The 15,301-nt window shown below is 72.9% G+C and carries 14 protein-coding genes and 1 pseudogene; 7 read left to right on the top strand and 8 right to left on the bottom strand.

Going from position 1 to position 15,301, the window contains the following annotated elements; translation table 11 throughout:
* Nucleotides 1-1,389 (bottom strand): hypothetical protein (locus ITP53_RS31000; protein WP_195899008.1); only part of this gene is annotated, 1,389 nt, incomplete at its 3' end.
* Nucleotides 1,390-1,470: 81 nt separating this feature from the next.
* On the opposite strand from ITP53_RS31000, the gene ITP53_RS31005 reads away from it, so the two are divergent.
* The 3 genes from ITP53_RS31005 to rph all read left to right on the top strand — a co-directional run bounded on the left by ITP53_RS31005 (nucleotide 1,471) and on the right by rph (nucleotide 6,865).
* The gene (locus ITP53_RS31005) at nucleotides 1,471-2,583 is read left to right on the top strand and encodes an alpha/beta hydrolase family esterase (RefSeq protein WP_195899009.1); all 1,113 of its coding nucleotides are present in this window, start codon (nucleotides 1,471-1,473) and stop codon (nucleotides 2,581-2,583) included.
* Between the two features lie 24 nt (nucleotides 2,584-2,607).
* Nucleotides 2,608-3,939, top strand: a complete 1,332-nt coding sequence (locus ITP53_RS31010; RefSeq protein ID WP_195899010.1) for a serine hydrolase domain-containing protein — start codon at nucleotides 2,608-2,610, stop codon at nucleotides 3,937-3,939.
* Between the two features lie 328 nt (nucleotides 3,940-4,267).
* Nucleotides 4,268-6,865 carry a rifamycin-inactivating phosphotransferase gene (gene rph / locus ITP53_RS31015; protein WP_328816334.1) on the top strand — a complete coding sequence of 866 codons (2,598 nt, stop codon included), beginning with the start codon at nucleotides 4,268-4,270 and terminating at the stop codon, nucleotides 6,863-6,865.
* 233 nt (nucleotides 6,866-7,098) lie between these two features.
* Here the strand turns inward: rph and ITP53_RS31020 are convergent, their stop codons facing one another.
* The 4 genes from ITP53_RS31020 to ITP53_RS31035 form a co-directional block, all read right to left on the bottom strand.
* On the bottom strand, nucleotides 7,099-8,010 hold the full coding sequence (locus ITP53_RS31020; RefSeq protein ID WP_207756646.1) for a GNAT family N-acetyltransferase: 912 nt from the start codon (nucleotides 8,008-8,010) through the stop codon (nucleotides 7,099-7,101).
* A 167-nt stretch (nucleotides 8,011-8,177) separates the two neighbouring features.
* Nucleotides 8,178-8,432, bottom strand: a complete 255-nt coding sequence (locus tag ITP53_RS31025; protein WP_207756639.1) for a hypothetical protein — start codon at nucleotides 8,430-8,432, stop codon at nucleotides 8,178-8,180.
* A 63-nt stretch (nucleotides 8,433-8,495) separates the two neighbouring features.
* Entirely contained in the window at nucleotides 8,496-8,924 is a 429-nt protein-coding gene (locus ITP53_RS31030) for a RidA family protein (protein WP_195899013.1), read from the bottom strand.
* A 1-nt stretch (nucleotide 8,925) separates the two neighbouring features.
* Nucleotides 8,926-9,105 carry a hypothetical protein gene (locus ITP53_RS31035; RefSeq protein ID WP_195899014.1) on the bottom strand — a complete coding sequence of 60 codons (180 nt, stop codon included), beginning with the start codon at nucleotides 9,103-9,105 and terminating at the stop codon, nucleotides 8,926-8,928.
* Between the two features lie 52 nt (nucleotides 9,106-9,157).
* Between ITP53_RS31035 and ITP53_RS31040 the strand changes: the two genes are divergently transcribed.
* Together ITP53_RS31040 and ITP53_RS31045 are read left to right on the top strand one after the other, a co-directional pair.
* Nucleotides 9,158-9,646: a MarR family winged helix-turn-helix transcriptional regulator gene (locus ITP53_RS31040; protein WP_328816318.1), complete on the top strand. Its 489-nt coding sequence runs from the start codon at nucleotides 9,158-9,160 to the stop codon at nucleotides 9,644-9,646.
* 147 nt (nucleotides 9,647-9,793) lie between these two features.
* Complete coding sequence (locus ITP53_RS31045) at nucleotides 9,794-10,405, top strand: YHS domain-containing protein (RefSeq protein WP_195899015.1); 612 nt, start codon at nucleotides 9,794-9,796, stop codon at nucleotides 10,403-10,405.
* Nucleotides 10,406-10,473: 68 nt separating this feature from the next.
* On the opposite strand, the gene ITP53_RS31050 is transcribed toward ITP53_RS31045, so the two are convergent.
* A complete protein-coding gene (locus ITP53_RS31050; protein ID WP_236051360.1) occupies nucleotides 10,474-11,337 on the bottom strand; it encodes a LysR family transcriptional regulator in 864 nt (287 codons plus the stop codon).
* A gap of 82 nt (nucleotides 11,338-11,419) precedes the next feature.
* Between ITP53_RS31050 and ITP53_RS31055 the strand changes: the two genes are divergently transcribed.
* Nucleotides 11,420-12,136, top strand: a complete 717-nt coding sequence (locus ITP53_RS31055; protein WP_195899017.1) for a CTP synthase C-terminal region-related (seleno)protein — start codon at nucleotides 11,420-11,422, stop codon at nucleotides 12,134-12,136.
* Between the two features lie 82 nt (nucleotides 12,137-12,218).
* Here the strand turns inward: ITP53_RS31055 and ITP53_RS31060 are convergent, their stop codons facing one another.
* A complete protein-coding gene (locus ITP53_RS31060) occupies nucleotides 12,219-13,424 on the bottom strand; it encodes an MFS transporter (protein ID WP_207756640.1) in 1,206 nt (401 codons plus the stop codon).
* Between the two features lie 82 nt (nucleotides 13,425-13,506).
* Nucleotides 13,507-13,971 carry an RrF2 family transcriptional regulator gene (locus ITP53_RS31065; protein ID WP_207756641.1) on the bottom strand — a complete coding sequence of 155 codons (465 nt, stop codon included), beginning with the start codon at nucleotides 13,969-13,971 and terminating at the stop codon, nucleotides 13,507-13,509.
* 65 nt (nucleotides 13,972-14,036) lie between these two features.
* Between ITP53_RS31065 and ITP53_RS61750 the strand changes: the two are divergent.
* Nucleotides 14,037-14,855 (top strand): annotated as a pseudogene (locus ITP53_RS61750) (hypothetical protein); the annotation flags it as partial.
* Between the last annotated feature and the right edge of the window lie 446 nt (nucleotides 14,856-15,301).

The raw sequence follows: 15,301 nt of genomic DNA on the forward strand, positions 1-15,301 counted from the left end.
GCCCAGGTCGAGCGGGGTCCAGGAGGTGAGGAAGGGGGCGGGGGCCCGGCGGGACGTGGCGAGCACGCCGACCCACTCGCGCCGGCCCAGAGCGGCCGTGATGGAGGACGGCACGGACACGGTGCCGCCGTAGTGGCGGTAGACGCCGTGGGCGGCGCAGCCGGTCAGGTATCCGATCTGTACGGCGTCGCGCCCGTACAGGAAGCACGGCCGGCGCAGCCCCGCCCTTTTGAGGCGGGCGGCGACGGCGGGCGCGGCGGCGCGGGCGGCGCGGACGTCCCCGCCGTGCACGGCCAGGGTTCTGGCCTGCACGGCGAAGTAGCCGAGCAGGCCGATGACGGCGAGCACCGCGGTGACCCGCCGCCGGCACAGCCGCACCACGCCCGCCGCGACGGGGAGCGCGAGCAGGGCGTAGGCCGGCAGCAGGAAACGCGGGGCGGCGTAGCCGACGGTGAACAGGTAGGAGAAGGCGAGCGACAGGCCGCAGGCCAGGGCCGCCGCGACGGCGCGCCGCCGGGCCGCGGCCACGCCGAGCGCCGCGAGCACCGGCACGGCCGCGAACCAGGCGGCCTGGGTGAGCGGCACTCCCCCGCAGTCGGCGCCGAAGCGGCACAGCAGGGGGCCGTTCAGTGCGCGCAGGTGGTCGGGCAGGCTGAAGTGCGGGCCGGTCGCGTTCTCCGCCCCGGCGGCGTGCAGGCGCGCCAGCGGCCCGCCGAACGTCCACAGCGCCTCGGCCAGCCACTGCCCCCAGCCGATCGCGAGCCCGGCCGCCGTGGCCAGCGGCAGGCGGGGGCGCCGGCGCGCGATCCCGTACGCGAGCAGGGGCAGTGCCAGCCAGGTGGCGTCCATCGGGCGCAGCAGGGAGGCCGCCGCGAACGCCGCCACCACCCCGGCCGTCGCCGCCCGGGGCTTAAACCGCGTCTCGGCCAGGCAGGCCAGGCCGACGCCGGCGACGCCGCTGTAGGCGACCCACATGTTGGGCATGGCCGCGTTGGCGTACAGCAGCGACAGCCACAGGCCGGCGAACAGGGCGGCGGCGAGCGGCGCCACGGCCGCGGTCCGCAACCGGATCCACGGCAGGTAGGCCAGGAACAGCGCGACGCCCGACAGCAGGCTGAGGTAGACGCGGATGGCGCTCACCGACGGGGTGAACGCCGCGACGGGGGCCACCAGCAGCTGGACTCCGCGGGCGCGTGGCGCGGTGTACTCGGCGGCGGGGATTCCGCGGGCCACCTGGCTGATGTACACGCTCTCGTCCCAGCCGAGCCCGATCCCGGCGGTCAGCGCCAGCTGGAGCGCGGTGAAGACGGACGCCACCAGCGCCAGCGCCACCTGCGGCCGGTGCGTGCCGATCCAGGCCCGCGCGCGCCCGGCCGTGATCTCGTCCATGCCTGTCACGCTACGGAGGGTGACGTCAGGGGCTGTTCAGGTCACGGTCGGCGGCGCGCATTCCTTGGGCGGGTTCGCGGGGTGCGCCCGGTCGCGCCGAGCGGCCTGGCACGGCTCGGCCGGCGGGTCCTGCGCGACGCCGGTGTTCACCCCGTGCGCGAGATGGGTGCGCCGCGCCGTTGCGGGAACTCCGTACGAGGCCGTCTGGGCGCACACTGTGAGGAGGACGGCGGGCGGGGGACGACGATGGCCAGAGTGATGATCATCCTGGTTCTGGTGGCGCTGCTGGCCGCCGCGGGCTGCGGCGGCGTGCCGCCCCGGCCGGCGGCGCCCGCGCAGGTCTCCCCCACCGGCGGCTGCGCCACGCGGGAGCGGCTGGAGCCCGGCCGCCACCGGCTGTCCTTCGGCGGGCTGACGCGCCGGTACCTGCTGTCGGTGCCCGCCGGCGGCGGCCCGCACCCCGTCGTGCTCGATCTGCACGGGCTCGGCTCCACCGCCGCCGAGCAGAGCGCCTACAGCCGGCTGGCCGAACAGGGTTCGCGGCGCGGCTACGTCGTGGCCACCCCGCAGGCCGCCGAGGGGCGTATCGGCTGGGCGCTGCCCGGCATGGGCGGCCCGGACGACGCCGGGTTCCTGGCCGCGCTGCTCGACCGGCTCGAACAGGGCCTGTGCGTGGACCGGCGGCGGGAGTTCGCCGCCGGCATGTCCTACGGCGCCGGCCTGGCCACCGCCCTGGTGTGCGCCCTGGACGGCCGTCTGGCGGGCGTCGCCGCGGTGGCCGGACTCAACATCGTGCGCCCCTGCCCCGGCGCCTACCCCACGACGATCGTCGCCTTCCACGGCACCGCCGACCGTATCGTCCCCTACGACGGCGGCCACCCGTTCCGCGACGCGACCGGCGACGTGCGCGCCCTGGCGGACCTGGTGGTGCTCGCGCCGGTGGAGAGCAGCGCCGACGGGTGGGCGCGCACGCTCGGCTGCACCGGCCGCAGCACCACCGGTCTCGGCGAGCGGGTACGGCTGCGCGGCTGGAAGAGCTGCCCCGGCCGGGCCACGTTGCGCCTGTACACGGTCGGCGGTGGCGGCCACACCTGGCCGGGCCCCATTGAGGTGCCGCGGCTCGGCGACACCGTACGCGACCTGGACGCCACCGCGGTCATCCTCGATACCTTCGACGGGGCGCCGTCCCGGTGACAGGGGCGGCTACCCTTGTCGGTCATGAGTCAGGTGGGACAGGTGGCGGCCCGCGCGCTGCTGCGCAGGGTGGCCGTCGAGCAGGCCGAGTGCAGGGTGCCGTCGCTGACGGCGGCCGTCGTCCGTGACGGGCGGATGGCGTGGTTCGGCGGCCGCGGCCGCGTCGGCGGGGCTGCGCCCACGGCCGCCACCCAGTACCGGCTGGGATCGATCACCAAGAGCATGGTCGCCGTCGTCGTCATGCGGTTGCGTGACGAGGGCGCCCTCGCCCTGACCGACCCGCTGGAGGCGCACCTGCCCGGCACGCCGCTCGGGCATCTGACCATCGCCCAGTTGCTGTCGCACACCTCCGGGCTGACCGCCGAACCGCCCACCGCCTGGTGGGAACGCACCCCCGGCGTGCCCGCCGCCGACCTGCTCGCGCGGGTGGGCCCGCAGGAGCTCAGGCACCGGCCGGGGCGGCGTTTCCACTACTCCAACGTCGGTTTCGCCGTCCTCGGCGAGCTCGCCGGCCGGCTGCGCGGCACCACATGGCTGAAGGCGCTGCGCGCCGAGGTGCTCGACCCGCTCGGCATGGACGGCACCACGCCGCGCCCGCGCGCCCCGCACGCCACCGGTTACGCCGTGCACCCGTGGGCCGACGTCGTGCTGACCGAGCCGGAGCACGACGCCGACGCGATGGGCCCGGCCGGGCAGCTGTGGTCCACCCCGCACGACCTGGCCCGCTGGGCGGCGTTCCTCGGCGGTGACACCGGCGGTGTGCTCAGCCCGGACACGCTCGCCGAGATGCGTGAACCCGCCGGTGTGGACGACGGCGACGCCTGGACCGGCGGGTTCGGCCTCGGCCTGCAGCTGGCCCGGACGGGTGGGCGCCGTCTGGCCGGGCACAGCGGGTCCATGCCCGGGTTCCTGGCCACGGTGTGGGCCGAGCCGGGTGACGGGGTGGGGGTGCTGTTCATGGCCAACACCACCTCCGGGATGAGCGGCACGCTGCTGACCGACCTGCTCGACATCCTCGACGAGCACGAGCCGCGGCTGCCCGGCGAATGGCGGCCCGTCCCGGCCGATCCGGGGCTGCTCGCGCTGACGGGGCTGTGGCACTGGGGGCCCAAGCCGTACGCGCTGCGGCTGCTGCCCGATCGCGGCCTGTCGCTGGAGCCGGTGGGCGGCGGGGGGCGCGCCTCACGGTTCGTGCCGCAGGACGACGGGACGTGGCTGGGGCTGGACGGCTACTACGCCGGGGAGACGCTGCGGGTCTCGCCCGACCACCTGGACCTCAACACGTTCGTCTTCACCCGCGAGCCCTACGATCCGGCCGCGCCGGTGCCGGGCGGGGTGAGCGGCTGGCACGCCTGAGCGCCGCCCGCGGCGAACCGACGGCGTCCGCCGGCGCGGCCGCCGTCGTGATGACGGCAACGATGGAGGCGCGGTGCTCCGCGCGCATCCACACGGTGGCGTCGAGGTACACGCTCGAACGTTTACCTGACGCGATCAGCGCGCTCGTGTCGAGAATGCGGCCTTGCATGCGCCGGCCCCTGGTCAGGCGCGTGGGCGGCCGGCTCGGCCGGTGCCGCCATTTTCACTTTATAGCAGATCCGTGCGCCTCATGAGGCGCCGGAAAGTGCTTCATACTTGCGCGTTGCGAACCGACCCGACGAATGATGGAGCAACGACATTGGGTTACGTGCTGGGTTTCGCGCACATCGACTTGACGAATGCCGCGGACGTCGGAGGAAAGGGGGTGCACCTGGGTGAGCTCTCGCGGATCGATGGCATCCGCGTGCCGGACGGTTTCTGCGTCACGACGGACGCCTTCCAGCGGGTCGTGGCCGAGGCGCCGTCGATCGACGCTCAGCTTGACCTGCTGTCGCGCGTGAAACCGGACGACCGCGCGGCGATCTCCACCTTGAGCGCCGATATCCGCCGCGTCATCGAAGGCGTCGCGGTGCCCGACGATCTTGTGGCGGCGATCAGCGAATCGCTCGCCCGGCTCGGGGAGCAGGCCTCCTACGCGGTGCGTTCCAGTGCGACGGCCGAGGACCTGCCGACCGCGTCCTTCGCCGGCCAGCAGGACTCGTACCTGAACCTCGTTGGCCTGGAGGCGATCCTCCGGCACGTCCGGCGGTGCTGGGCCTCGCTGTTCACCGAGCGGGCAGTGACCTACCGGCGCCGTAACGGCTTTGACGACCGGAAGGTACGGATGGCCGTGGTCGTACAGCAGATGGTGTTCCCGGACGCGGCCGGGATGCTCTTCACCGCGGACCCCGTGACCTCGAACCGGAAGATCGCCACCGTGGAAGCCGGTTGGGGGCTCGGCGAGGCGCTGGTCGCCGGTCTGGTCGCCGGGGACGTCTACACGGTGCGCGACGACCAGGTCGTCACCACAGCGGTCGCCACCAAGCCGCGGTTCGTCCAGGCGTCGCCGGGAGGCGGTACCCGGGACGCGCCGATCGAGCCGCAGCGGCAGAGGCAGCCGGCTCTGACGGATGCGCAAGCCGTGCGCCTGGTGCGGCTGGGCCGGCGCATCGAAGCGCACTTCGGCCGGCCCCAGGACATCGAATGGTGCCTGGCCGGCGACGACTTCCACATCGTCCAGAGCCGGCCGATCACCACCCTGTTCCCCATCCCCACGACCGATGACCAGGAGAACCACGTCTACGTCTCCGTCGGTCACCAGCAGATGATGACCGACGCGATGAAGCCGCTGGGGCTCTCCCTGTGGCAGCTGACGACCCCACGGCCGATGCCCGAGGCGGGCGGACGGTTGTTCGTCGACGTGGCCCCCGTCCTGGCGACGGCCGCGGGTCGCGCGAACCTCCTCGGGACGCTGGGGAAGTCCGACCCGCTGATTCGGGACGCGCTGCAGGCCGTCCTCGACCGCGGCGACTTCCTCCGCTCGCGTCCGGACGAGAATCCCGGCGCCGCACCCGCCGGTGACTCACCCGCCCCGATCGAGACCGATCCGGCCGTCGTCACCCAGCTGATCCGGCACAGTCAGGCGTCCGTCGCCACCCTGCGGCGCGAGATCCGGAGTCTCTCCGGGCCGGCGCTGCTCGACTTCGTTCTGGCCGACATCGCCGAGCTGAAGCGTGTCCTGTTCAGTCCGCGGAGCCACCAGGCGATCATGGCGGGGATGGAGGCGGCCTGGTGGCTCAATGACCACCTCGAGGAGTGGCTGGGCGAGAAGAACGCGGCCGACGCGCTCACGCGATCCGTCCCCTGCAACGTCACATCGGAGATGGGGCTGGCGCTCCTCGACGTCGCGGACACGATCCGGCCGCACGCGGACGTCGTGGCGTTCCTGCACCGCGTCGTGGAGGAACGCCGGGAGGGCGACGGTTTCCTGAACGAGCTGGCCGGGCTGGCCGGCGGGCGGGAGGCACGTGACGCCGTCCGGGGCTTCCTCGAGGAGTACGGCATGCGCTGCGCGGGCGAGATCGACATCACCAGAACGCGCTGGAGCGAGCGTCCCGCCACGCTCGTGCCCACCATCCTGGGCAACGTCAAGAACTTCGAGCCGGGCGCCGGCAAGCGACACTTCGAACAAGGACGCCAAGAGTCACGACGGAAAGAACAGGAACTGCTGACGCGATTGCGTGCCCTGCCCGGCGGGGAGCAGAAGGCCGAGGAGACCAAGCGGATGATCGACCGCGTCCGCACCTTCGCCGGATACCGGGAGTACCCCAAATACGGCATGGTCAGCCGCTATTTCGCCTACAAGCAGGCGTTGCTGCGGGAAGCCGATCGCCTCGTCCGGTCCGGCACGCTGCGCGAGAAAGAAGACATCTTCTTCCTCCGTTTCCAGGAGTTGCAAGAGGTCGTGCGCACCGGCGACGTGGACGCCGAACTCATTGTGGAAAGGCGGGAGGCGTTCCGGTCGTATGAGGCGCTCACACCGCCCCGGGTCTTCACCTCGGACGGCGAGACCATCACCGGCCGGTATCGGCGTGAGGACGCCCCGCCCGGCGCGCTGGCCGGCCTCCCGGTCTCGGCCGGGACCGTCGAGGGCCGCGCCCGTGTCGTCATGGACATGGCGCGGGCCGACCTTGAGGCGGGCGACATCCTGGTCACCGCCTTCACCGACCCCAGCTGGACCCCGCTGTTCGTCGCCGTCGCCGGACTGGTGACGGAGGTGGGCGGCCTGATGACGCACGGGGCGGTGATCGCGCGGGAGTACGGCCTGCCGGCCGTCGTGGGTGTGGAGCAGGCCACCCGGCTGATCCGGGACGGGCAGCGGATCCGCGTTCACGGAACCGACGGGTACGTCCAGATCCTCGCCTGAGTCGCCGGGCTCCCCCACGGGCACGGCGTTCGCGGTGCCGGTTGGCCGGACCGGCCAACCGGCGACGGCAGCGCGATCCAACGGCTGCGCGGGTCCCGGTCGAGGTAACGTGGACACCAGGCGCCGCCGCCACCCACGCGCAGCCGGCACGGTCTAGTGCCGTGGCCGGCATCGGGCCGGTGGTGGCCTTGCGTCGGGCACAGATGACCAGCGACTATCCGGACGGCCGGTCCTCAGCCCGCGGTCTTGGTCTTGATGAGCGGCGCGTCCCGCGACAGCTCCCGGAACCCGACGCTGTAGTACAGCCCGCGCGCCTTGGGATGCCCCGGCGCACCCAGGCAGGCGACCGTCATGTGAGTGGCCCCGGCCGCCCGCGCCAGACGCATCCCGTGCAGGAGCATCGCCCTTGCCAGCCCCCGACGCCGGTAGTCCGGATGTGTCCCGACCGGCTCGAACTCAGCGGTCTTGTTCGCCTCGTCGAGCCACATGATCGTCGAGGATGCCATCGTTGCGTCCGGCGCCTCCACCAGGATGTGCAGGTCGCCGCGATACGCCGCCGTCCGCCGGACGCCCTGGTAGCTCTCGGCCGTGTACGGCGAGGGAGCCCAGGCGTCCAGATGGGCCTGGACCGCGGCCTTGGGCCCGGCCTCCTCGGCGGTGCGGAACCGGAATCCGTCCGGCAGCACCGGCTGTTCCACGTCGGTGAGGTCCCGCCCGTTGAGCTGGGTCCAGGACCCGGTGTCGCCGAGCGCGGCCGGGTCGGTCACATAGCCGTGCGCCGCCCATCGCTTCAGGGCGAACTCATCGGCGGCGCCCGGCAGCACCGTACGCTCAAGGCCCGCCGCCGTGCCGTCGTACCAGTCGATCACCTCGTCAATCAGCCCGGCGTGGCCGGGATGAACCTGATACGCCAGATAGGCGCCGGTGACGTCCTTCACCGACCCGTCGTTCCGCCTCACCTGGTGCGGAGGATGGGCCCACCCCCACGCCACCAGATCCCCGCCGGAGAACCACAGCCGGCGCCGCCAGCTCGCGCCGTCGCCGGCGTGCCCCTTGCCCCAGTTCCAGGCCAGCTCGCCGTACGACGCGTCGCTGTTCACCAGGTCCGGGCGCATGGCGGTGACACGCTGCGCCAGACCCTGCATGAGCTGCACGTCCGCAGCGGTCACAAGCTCGAAGCTCGTCACAATGCGCCACTGTGTCAGAACTCCGCAAAGCCGTCGAACCGTTTTCCGGCGCCGCCGATCGCGGCAGTCAGCAGCACGACGCGCGAAGCGGACACTCCAGCGGGTGGGGTGAGGCGTCCGGGGAGCTATGCCGCGCGCAGCCACGCCCGCAGGACGGCGAAGTCGGCCTCGGCGAGCCCGCGACGGGGATCGACGCGATGCAGCAGGGCGCGTCCTTCGTGGTGGGCCGACACCCAGGCCCGGTCGAGGCCGGTGATCTCGTCGTCGACCCAGGCGAAGGAGCGCCCGGCCGCCCGGCCGACGACGGCGCGGGTCTTGCCGTGCAGTCCGTGCCGCGCGTCCCGGACGTCGAGGAAGAGCAGGGGTCGCCGGCCGGTCACGGCTTCACGATAGCCGCTCGGGCGTCGCGGCGACCGCCCGCCAAACGATGCGTCGCCTGGCGGTCAGACCCGCGCCGTGGGCGGCTCGCCGGCGATCACGGCGACGGCCTCGACCTCGACGAGCTGGGAGTCGTAGCCGAGCACCGTCACTCCGAGCAGGGTGCTGGGCACGTCGTGCCCGCCCATGTACTCCCGGTACACCTCCCACGCCGTGACCAGGTCGCGCTGCCGGGAGGAGGCCACGTACACGGTGGTCTTGACGACGTCGGCCAGCGACGCGCCCGCGCCCTCCAGCGCCGTCACGAGATTGCGCATCACCTGGTGGGCCTGGCCGGCGTAGTCGCCGATCGCGACGGTCTCGCCGTGGAGATCGAGGGGACACGCCCCGGCCACCCAGATGGAGCGCACGGGCGCGTCGGCGACCGCGGCGTAGGCGTAGTCGACGCGCTCGGTCAGCCGGTCGTTACGGATCAATCGGACGCCGGTGCTCATGTCAGGCTCCCTTTCCTGGCCAGTCCGGTGAGTGGCCCAGGATCGCGACGATCTCGTCCAGACGCGAGCCGCCCTGCCAGGCGAGCGCCGGCGCGAAGGCCGCTCCGGGCGCGAGCCGCGCCTTCCCGCCGGGTACGGCCTTGGCGGCGCCGTCGCCAAGCGTGGGATCGTTCATCTGCATGCGCGCATAATCTACATATGCATATTATCTGTCAAATGAGTATTTTGGACTCGTGACGGATCGCCGCGACCTCGCCGAGATGCTGCACCCCCTCGTGCGGTCGCTCATCGCCGCGGAGCTGCCCGTGCTCGCCGCGCACGGGATCTCCATGTGGGGCTACATCGTGCTCGGCGCCGTGGACGACGGTTCGGTACGCACCCAGGCCGCCCTGGCCGAGGCCATCGGCGCCGACAAGACCCGCATCATCGCCACCCTCGACGACCTCCAGGCGGCCGGGCTGATCACCCGCGAGCCCGACCCGGACGACCGCCGCGCGCGGATCCTCGCGATCACCGGCGACGGCCGCGACGTGCGCAGATCGGTGCGGGCCGAGATCCGGTCCAACGAGGAGCGCCTGCTCGCCCGCCTGCCCGCCGCCGACCGGCACGGCTTCCTGCGCGCCGTGCAGGCTCTGTCCCGGCTGCCCCGCGAGGAGATCGCCGCTACCGGCCCCCGCGACCGGCGGCCCATCCGGCGGACGAACGCCGTAGGCGACGGGTGACCTCGAGGTACTCCGCGCGTCGTAGACGGCCCGCGCGCTGCGCCCGGCGCGGTAGCCGCAACAGCCTTCTCCCGGCCGATGACGCCGAAGGCCCCGGCGATGGAGCATCTTCACGGACCGGCCCTCTCCGGAAAGGACCATTCGACGATGCTGTTCATCGAACTCTTGGTGCCCAAGGGCGTCTTCGACGTGCAGGAACGCCGCAGGCTCGGCGAACGGCTGACAGGGCGGCGGCTGCTGTCGGCCGCGAACGGCGAGCAGGACGCCGCCGACCCCGGAGTGATCGACTTGATCGACTCCCTGACCCAGGTGGTGGTCCGGGAGGAGGAGGTCTGGATCACGGGCGGAGACCCGCCCGGTCCCTCCCGGACACCCCGGTACGTGGTGAACGTGATCGCCGGAATGTGGGGCAAGGAGATGAGCGAGCACCTCATCTCCCGGATCACCGCCGAACTCGCCGACGCCGAGGCCGGCCCCGAGCCGCGGGCCATGGTGAACGTGATCAGCGTTCCCGAGGGGAGCTACGGCCTGCGGGGGCGGCCTCACCGATCCTCCGACCTCCTCCAGCTGATCGAGGAGGCCAGGACCGGACCCGCGGCGCCGGTCCCGGACGGCATGATCGTCGATCCGGTCTGCGGCGCCACCGTGCCGATCGCCGACGCCGTCATCCTGGAGCACGACGGGCAGAGGTACGGCTTCTGCTGCCCCCACTGCCGCGGGCACTTCGCCAAGCGGCTCCGCGAACCGCGGACGCCCTGATGGAGCCCGCACAGTACGCCCGCGCCCTCCACCAGGGCGCGGACCGAGGACGAGCCGGCCCGGCGGCGTCAGCCTGACAGCACCCGCGCCAGGTCCGCCGCCGGGCCGGGCGGAAGCGCGCCGTGCAGCAGTTCCACCCGATGGACGAGCCGGGGCGCGGCCAGCGGCACCCCCCGCACGCCCGGCGCCGACAGGGGCACGGCCGAGGCGGGCAGAAGGGTGAGGCCGTGGCCGGCGGCCACCAGGTTCACCACCGTGTGCACGTCGCCGCCCCGGTAGTCCAGCGCCACCGGGAACCCGTCGCCCACCAGATCGCGCAGCCGCGGCAGCGAGCATGACGGCGTCTGCAGCCAGCGCGCGTCCACCAGGTCCATCAGCCGCAACGCCGCCCGCCCGGCCAGCGGATGATCGGCCGGCAGCGCCACGGCCAGGTGTTCCTCGCTCACTCCCGACGCCGTCATCGGCCCGGAGTCCGGCAGGGGCAGCGGGTCGCTGGGCGCCGCGATGCCGTCGGCCAGGCCCAGGTCGGCCCTCCCCTCGGCGACCATCGCCCCGGCCTCCTCGCGCCCGCACGTCCGCAGCGTCACCTCCAGCCGCGGCTGCTCGCGGCGGGCCCGCGCCAGCCGCAGCGCCAGGACGGGGTTGAGCGCCAGCGGGGTGGCGGCCAGCAGCAGCCGCAGACCGGGGCGGGCGGCGGCGCGCAGCACGTCGGCGCGGGCCGCCCGCAGACGCAGCAGCAGCGGCTCGGCGTGCTCCAGCAGCCGCCGACCGGCCGGCGTGGGCTCGACCGGGCGGCGGCTCAGCAGCGGCAGGCCCAGATCGGCCTCCAGGGCGGCGATCTGCTGGGAGATCGCCGACTGCGTGTAGCCGAGCTCGGCGGCCGCCGAGGAGAACGAGCCGCACCGGGCCACGGTCACGAACGTCGTCAGCAAGTGAGGGTCCATAAGCGTTGCTCATGATAGGACCGCGAATCATCGTTGGCGCTTCACGGGTGGCGGCGGCCACGATGAGGGCATGAGAATCGCCCTTGTGGGGGACCGCTCCCCCAGTGTTCGTTCGCATGTGAGGATCCCGCGGCTCATGGAGGCCTTGCGGGAACGGGACGGGATCGCGCTCGACCCGTACTGGGTGCCGACCACCGACGTGGCGGCCGGCCTGGACGGCTTCGACGGCATCTGGATGCTGCCCGGCAGCCCGTACCGTGACGAGGCGGGCGCGGTCGAGGCCGCGCGGGTCGCGCGTGAGCGGGAGATCCCGTTCCTGGGCACGTGCGGCGGGTTCCAGCACATGCTGCTGGAGTTCGCGCGGCACGTGTGCGGGCTGGACGTCGCGCACGCCGAGAACGAGCCGGGCGCACGCGACTTCCTGCTCACGCCGCTGGCGTGCTCGCTGGCCGGGCACGAGGGCCTGGTACGGCTCACGCCCGGCTCACTGATCGAGCAGATCATGGCCGCGCCGGCGACCGTGGAGGCCTACATCTGCTCGTACGGCCTCAACGAGGACTACAAGCGGACGCTGGCCGGGCACGGGATGGTGTTCTCCGGCCACGCCGGCGACGGCGCGGTCCGCGTGGCCGAACTGCCGGGGCACCCGTTCTTCCTGGCCACCATGTTCCAGCCGGAACTGGCCGGGGACGGACGGCGCGCCCACCCGGTCGTGACGGCGTTCGCCACGGCGGTCGGCGTCCGCGCGGGCGGACGCGCCTTGACCCGAGCGGCCGAGCCCCGATGACGGCCCCGTCCCCGGCCCCGCCGCCGCGGGAGCGGGACGTTCAGGAGAAGGCGTTCAGGAGGAGGCGTTCAGGAGGAGGCGTTCAGGAGGAGGACTGCCGCACCGCTTCCGGGACCGAGCCGTAGGAGCGTTCCCGTGCGCCGGCCCGGCGCGTGGCGGCCAGGTAGAGCAGGCACACAACGGCCAGCGCCGCGCTCACCCCCAGGGCGGCCGGCGCGCCGGCCGGCAGGAGCAGCCCGCCGAGCGCCGTGCCCAGGGCGATGCCGAGGTAGAGCGCGGAGCCGTTCAGGCCCACGACCACGGCGGTCTCCTGGGGCGCGGCGGTGATCAGCCGCAGTTGCTGGGCCGGGGTCTGGAACCAGGTGCTCAGGCCCCAGGCCACCATGAGCAGGGCGGCCAGCGGCGGCCACTGGGCTCCCGCGCCGGTGGCCCAGGCGAAGGCGCCCAGCGTGAGGGAGAGTGCCGCGTACCCCACGCTCAGCACCCGTACCGGGCCGAACCGGTCGGCGGCGGCGCCGGTCACCATGTTGCTGACGACGGCGCCCACGCCGTACAGGAAGAGCAGCCACATCTCGGCCTGCGGAGCGGCGCCCAGCGCGTGCAGGAGGGGAACGGCATACGCGTACAGGCCGTAGCTGGCCATCATCCCGAACAGGGTCAGCGGCAGCACCGCCAGCACGCCGGGACGGCGCAGGGCGGCGAGCCGGGCGCGCAGGGGGACGCTCGGGTTGCCGGGCAGCCGGGGCATGACGGCCAGCACGCCGGCGGCGCAGAGCAGGCACAGCGCGGCGACCAGCCCGAGCGCGGTACGCCAGTCCAGGATCCTGTCGGCCAGGTTGCCCAGCGGCACGCCCAGCGCGGTGGCCGCGGTCAGCCCGCCGATCACCACGGCCAGCGCGCGGGCCCGCTGCCCGGGAGCGGCCAGGGACGCGGCCACGGCGCTGGCGGTGGGGGTGAATGCCGCGGCCCCGGCGGCGGCCAGCACCCGGCCGGCCATGAGCACCGCGTAGCCGGGCGCCAGCGCCGACCCGAGGTTGGCCAGCGCGAGCACGAGCAGCGCGACGGTCAGCAGGGCACGGCGCGGCACCCGGGCGGTGAACGTGGCCACGACGGGCGAGAGCACGGCGTAGGCCAGGGCGAACACGGTGGCCGACTGCCCGGCGGCGGCCTCGGAGACCCGCAACGAGCGGGCCATCGCCGGCAGGAACCCGGCCACCACATAGGAGTCGGTGCCCACCGCGAACGTGCCGAGCGCCAGGATCAGCGTCCTGATGGGGATACGAGACATCCCCTTTCCTTTCATGACGATGCCACTTTCAGATGCCACTTTCAGATGCGCCTTCAGGTGAGTGGCGGAAAAATGGGTGTGGTCAGCCGCGCATGCGGGCGTAGTTGCGGCGCGTGCGCTCGCCGGCGCCCGGTGAGCCCTCCATGAGGTCGGCGATGCTCTGCCCGGCCAGCTCCCGCCGCCAGGCCAGCTCGGCCCGCCGCATCGCCCTGGAGATCCCGCACGGACCGCGGAACGTCTCCCCCTCGGCCCCGGCGCCGCGCTGCCGGATCTCGGCGCAGCGGAACGCCTCGCCGGGCCCCTCCAGCGCGGTCACCACATCCATGATCGTTATCTGGCCGGGCGGTCTGGCCAGGGAGAAGCCGCCCCCGGCGCCCGGGGCGGAGGTGAGGATCCCGGCCCTGGTCAGGGCCTGGAGCCGTTTCTTCAGATATTCCTGCGGGAGGTCGAACCAGGCCGCGAGCCTGCGGATCGACACCGGTCCCTCGTCCTTGAGCCATCCCAGGGTCACACAGCAGTGCAACCCCCACTCGACTCCTTCGCCCATCTGCACAATCAGGGATACTACATATCCCGTTTGCGGGTCCGCGCGGCGGGGGCGGACCAAGTACGGGGTACACGATGCTGGAGGACCTGGCCACCAGCATCCGCGCCGAGGTGAACGCGACGATCTTCGCCACGATCCTGCGGCGGATGGGCGAGGCCGGCCGGGCCCCGGATGGAGGCTCTGCTCGTCGTCGGGCCGGACGGCAAATCGACGTTCAACCGGCTCAAGAAGCCCGCTCAGCGGGCCACCTGGTCGCGTTTCATGGATCAGGTGTCGTGGCTGGATCAGGTGGATGCGCTGGGCGACACCGACGCGTGGCTGGACGGCGTTGCGCCGTCCAAGATCGCCGACTTCGCGGGTGAGGCCGACGCCAGGACGCCGACACCTTGTCGCGCTACGACCCGGTCAAGCAGGTGGCGTTGCTGGCGTGCCTGACGCACACCGCCCGGATGCGGGCCCGCGACGACTTGGCCGAGATGTTGTGCAAGCGGATGGCCTCCCACGTCAAACGGGCCAAGGCGGAGCTGGAGGAGATCGGCGCCCGGCGGCGCGCGACCAGCGAGCGGCTGATCGGCACCTACCATCAGATGCTGGAACGTCTCGACCCCGGCAGCGAGACCTCGGCCGCCGGACGCGAGGCGGTGGCGCGGGCCATGGAGGCGGTGACCTCGTGCGCCGGTAACGCCGGGCAGGTCCAGGCGCTCGGCGAGGTACTGTCGGCGCTCGTGGTGCAGGCCCACGGTATGCAGGAGGTGCGGGCAGCGGTGGAGCAGGCCTGCGGGTTCGCGGCGCAGTTGGCCGACATCGAGGAGGTCGCCGCCTTCCACGGCGACGCGCACGAGCTGCTGGTGTACCGGTTCTTCGAGAAGGACCGGCCGGCGCTGTAGCGAGCTGGTGGAGTCGGCCCCGGCGATCAGGTTGCGGCGGCTTGCGGAGCTGCGGGTGATGTTGGACGAGGTGCTCGCGGAGGCCTCGACGGCGGCGATGGTGGATGCACGGGCTGAGGGTTGGGGGCTGCGGCGGATCGGTCAGCACGTGGGGATGTCGCATGAGCAGGTCCGACGGTTGTTGGTCGGTGTGCCGATGGCTTCGGATTGATCGGTTTCAGGGGTGTTGGTCTGGTCCTGAGCTGTAGCGTCGGTGTCCATGAGGGATCGGCGCCGCGGCGGTGGGTTCGGTACCTGATGCCGGGTGATGGTCGAGGTCGACTGTGAAAACGACACTGTGACCCGGGTGGTGACGCTCGCGGAGGAGCTGCGGCCCGACCGTGACGGTCACTTCTGCGTCTATGACGAGAAGTTCGTCCGTCGGCACAGCGATTCCCAGCCCT

The organism is Nonomuraea cypriaca, from assembly GCF_015645445.1.
Taxonomy (GTDB): domain Bacteria; phylum Actinomycetota; class Actinomycetes; order Streptosporangiales; family Streptosporangiaceae; genus Nonomuraea; species Nonomuraea cypriaca.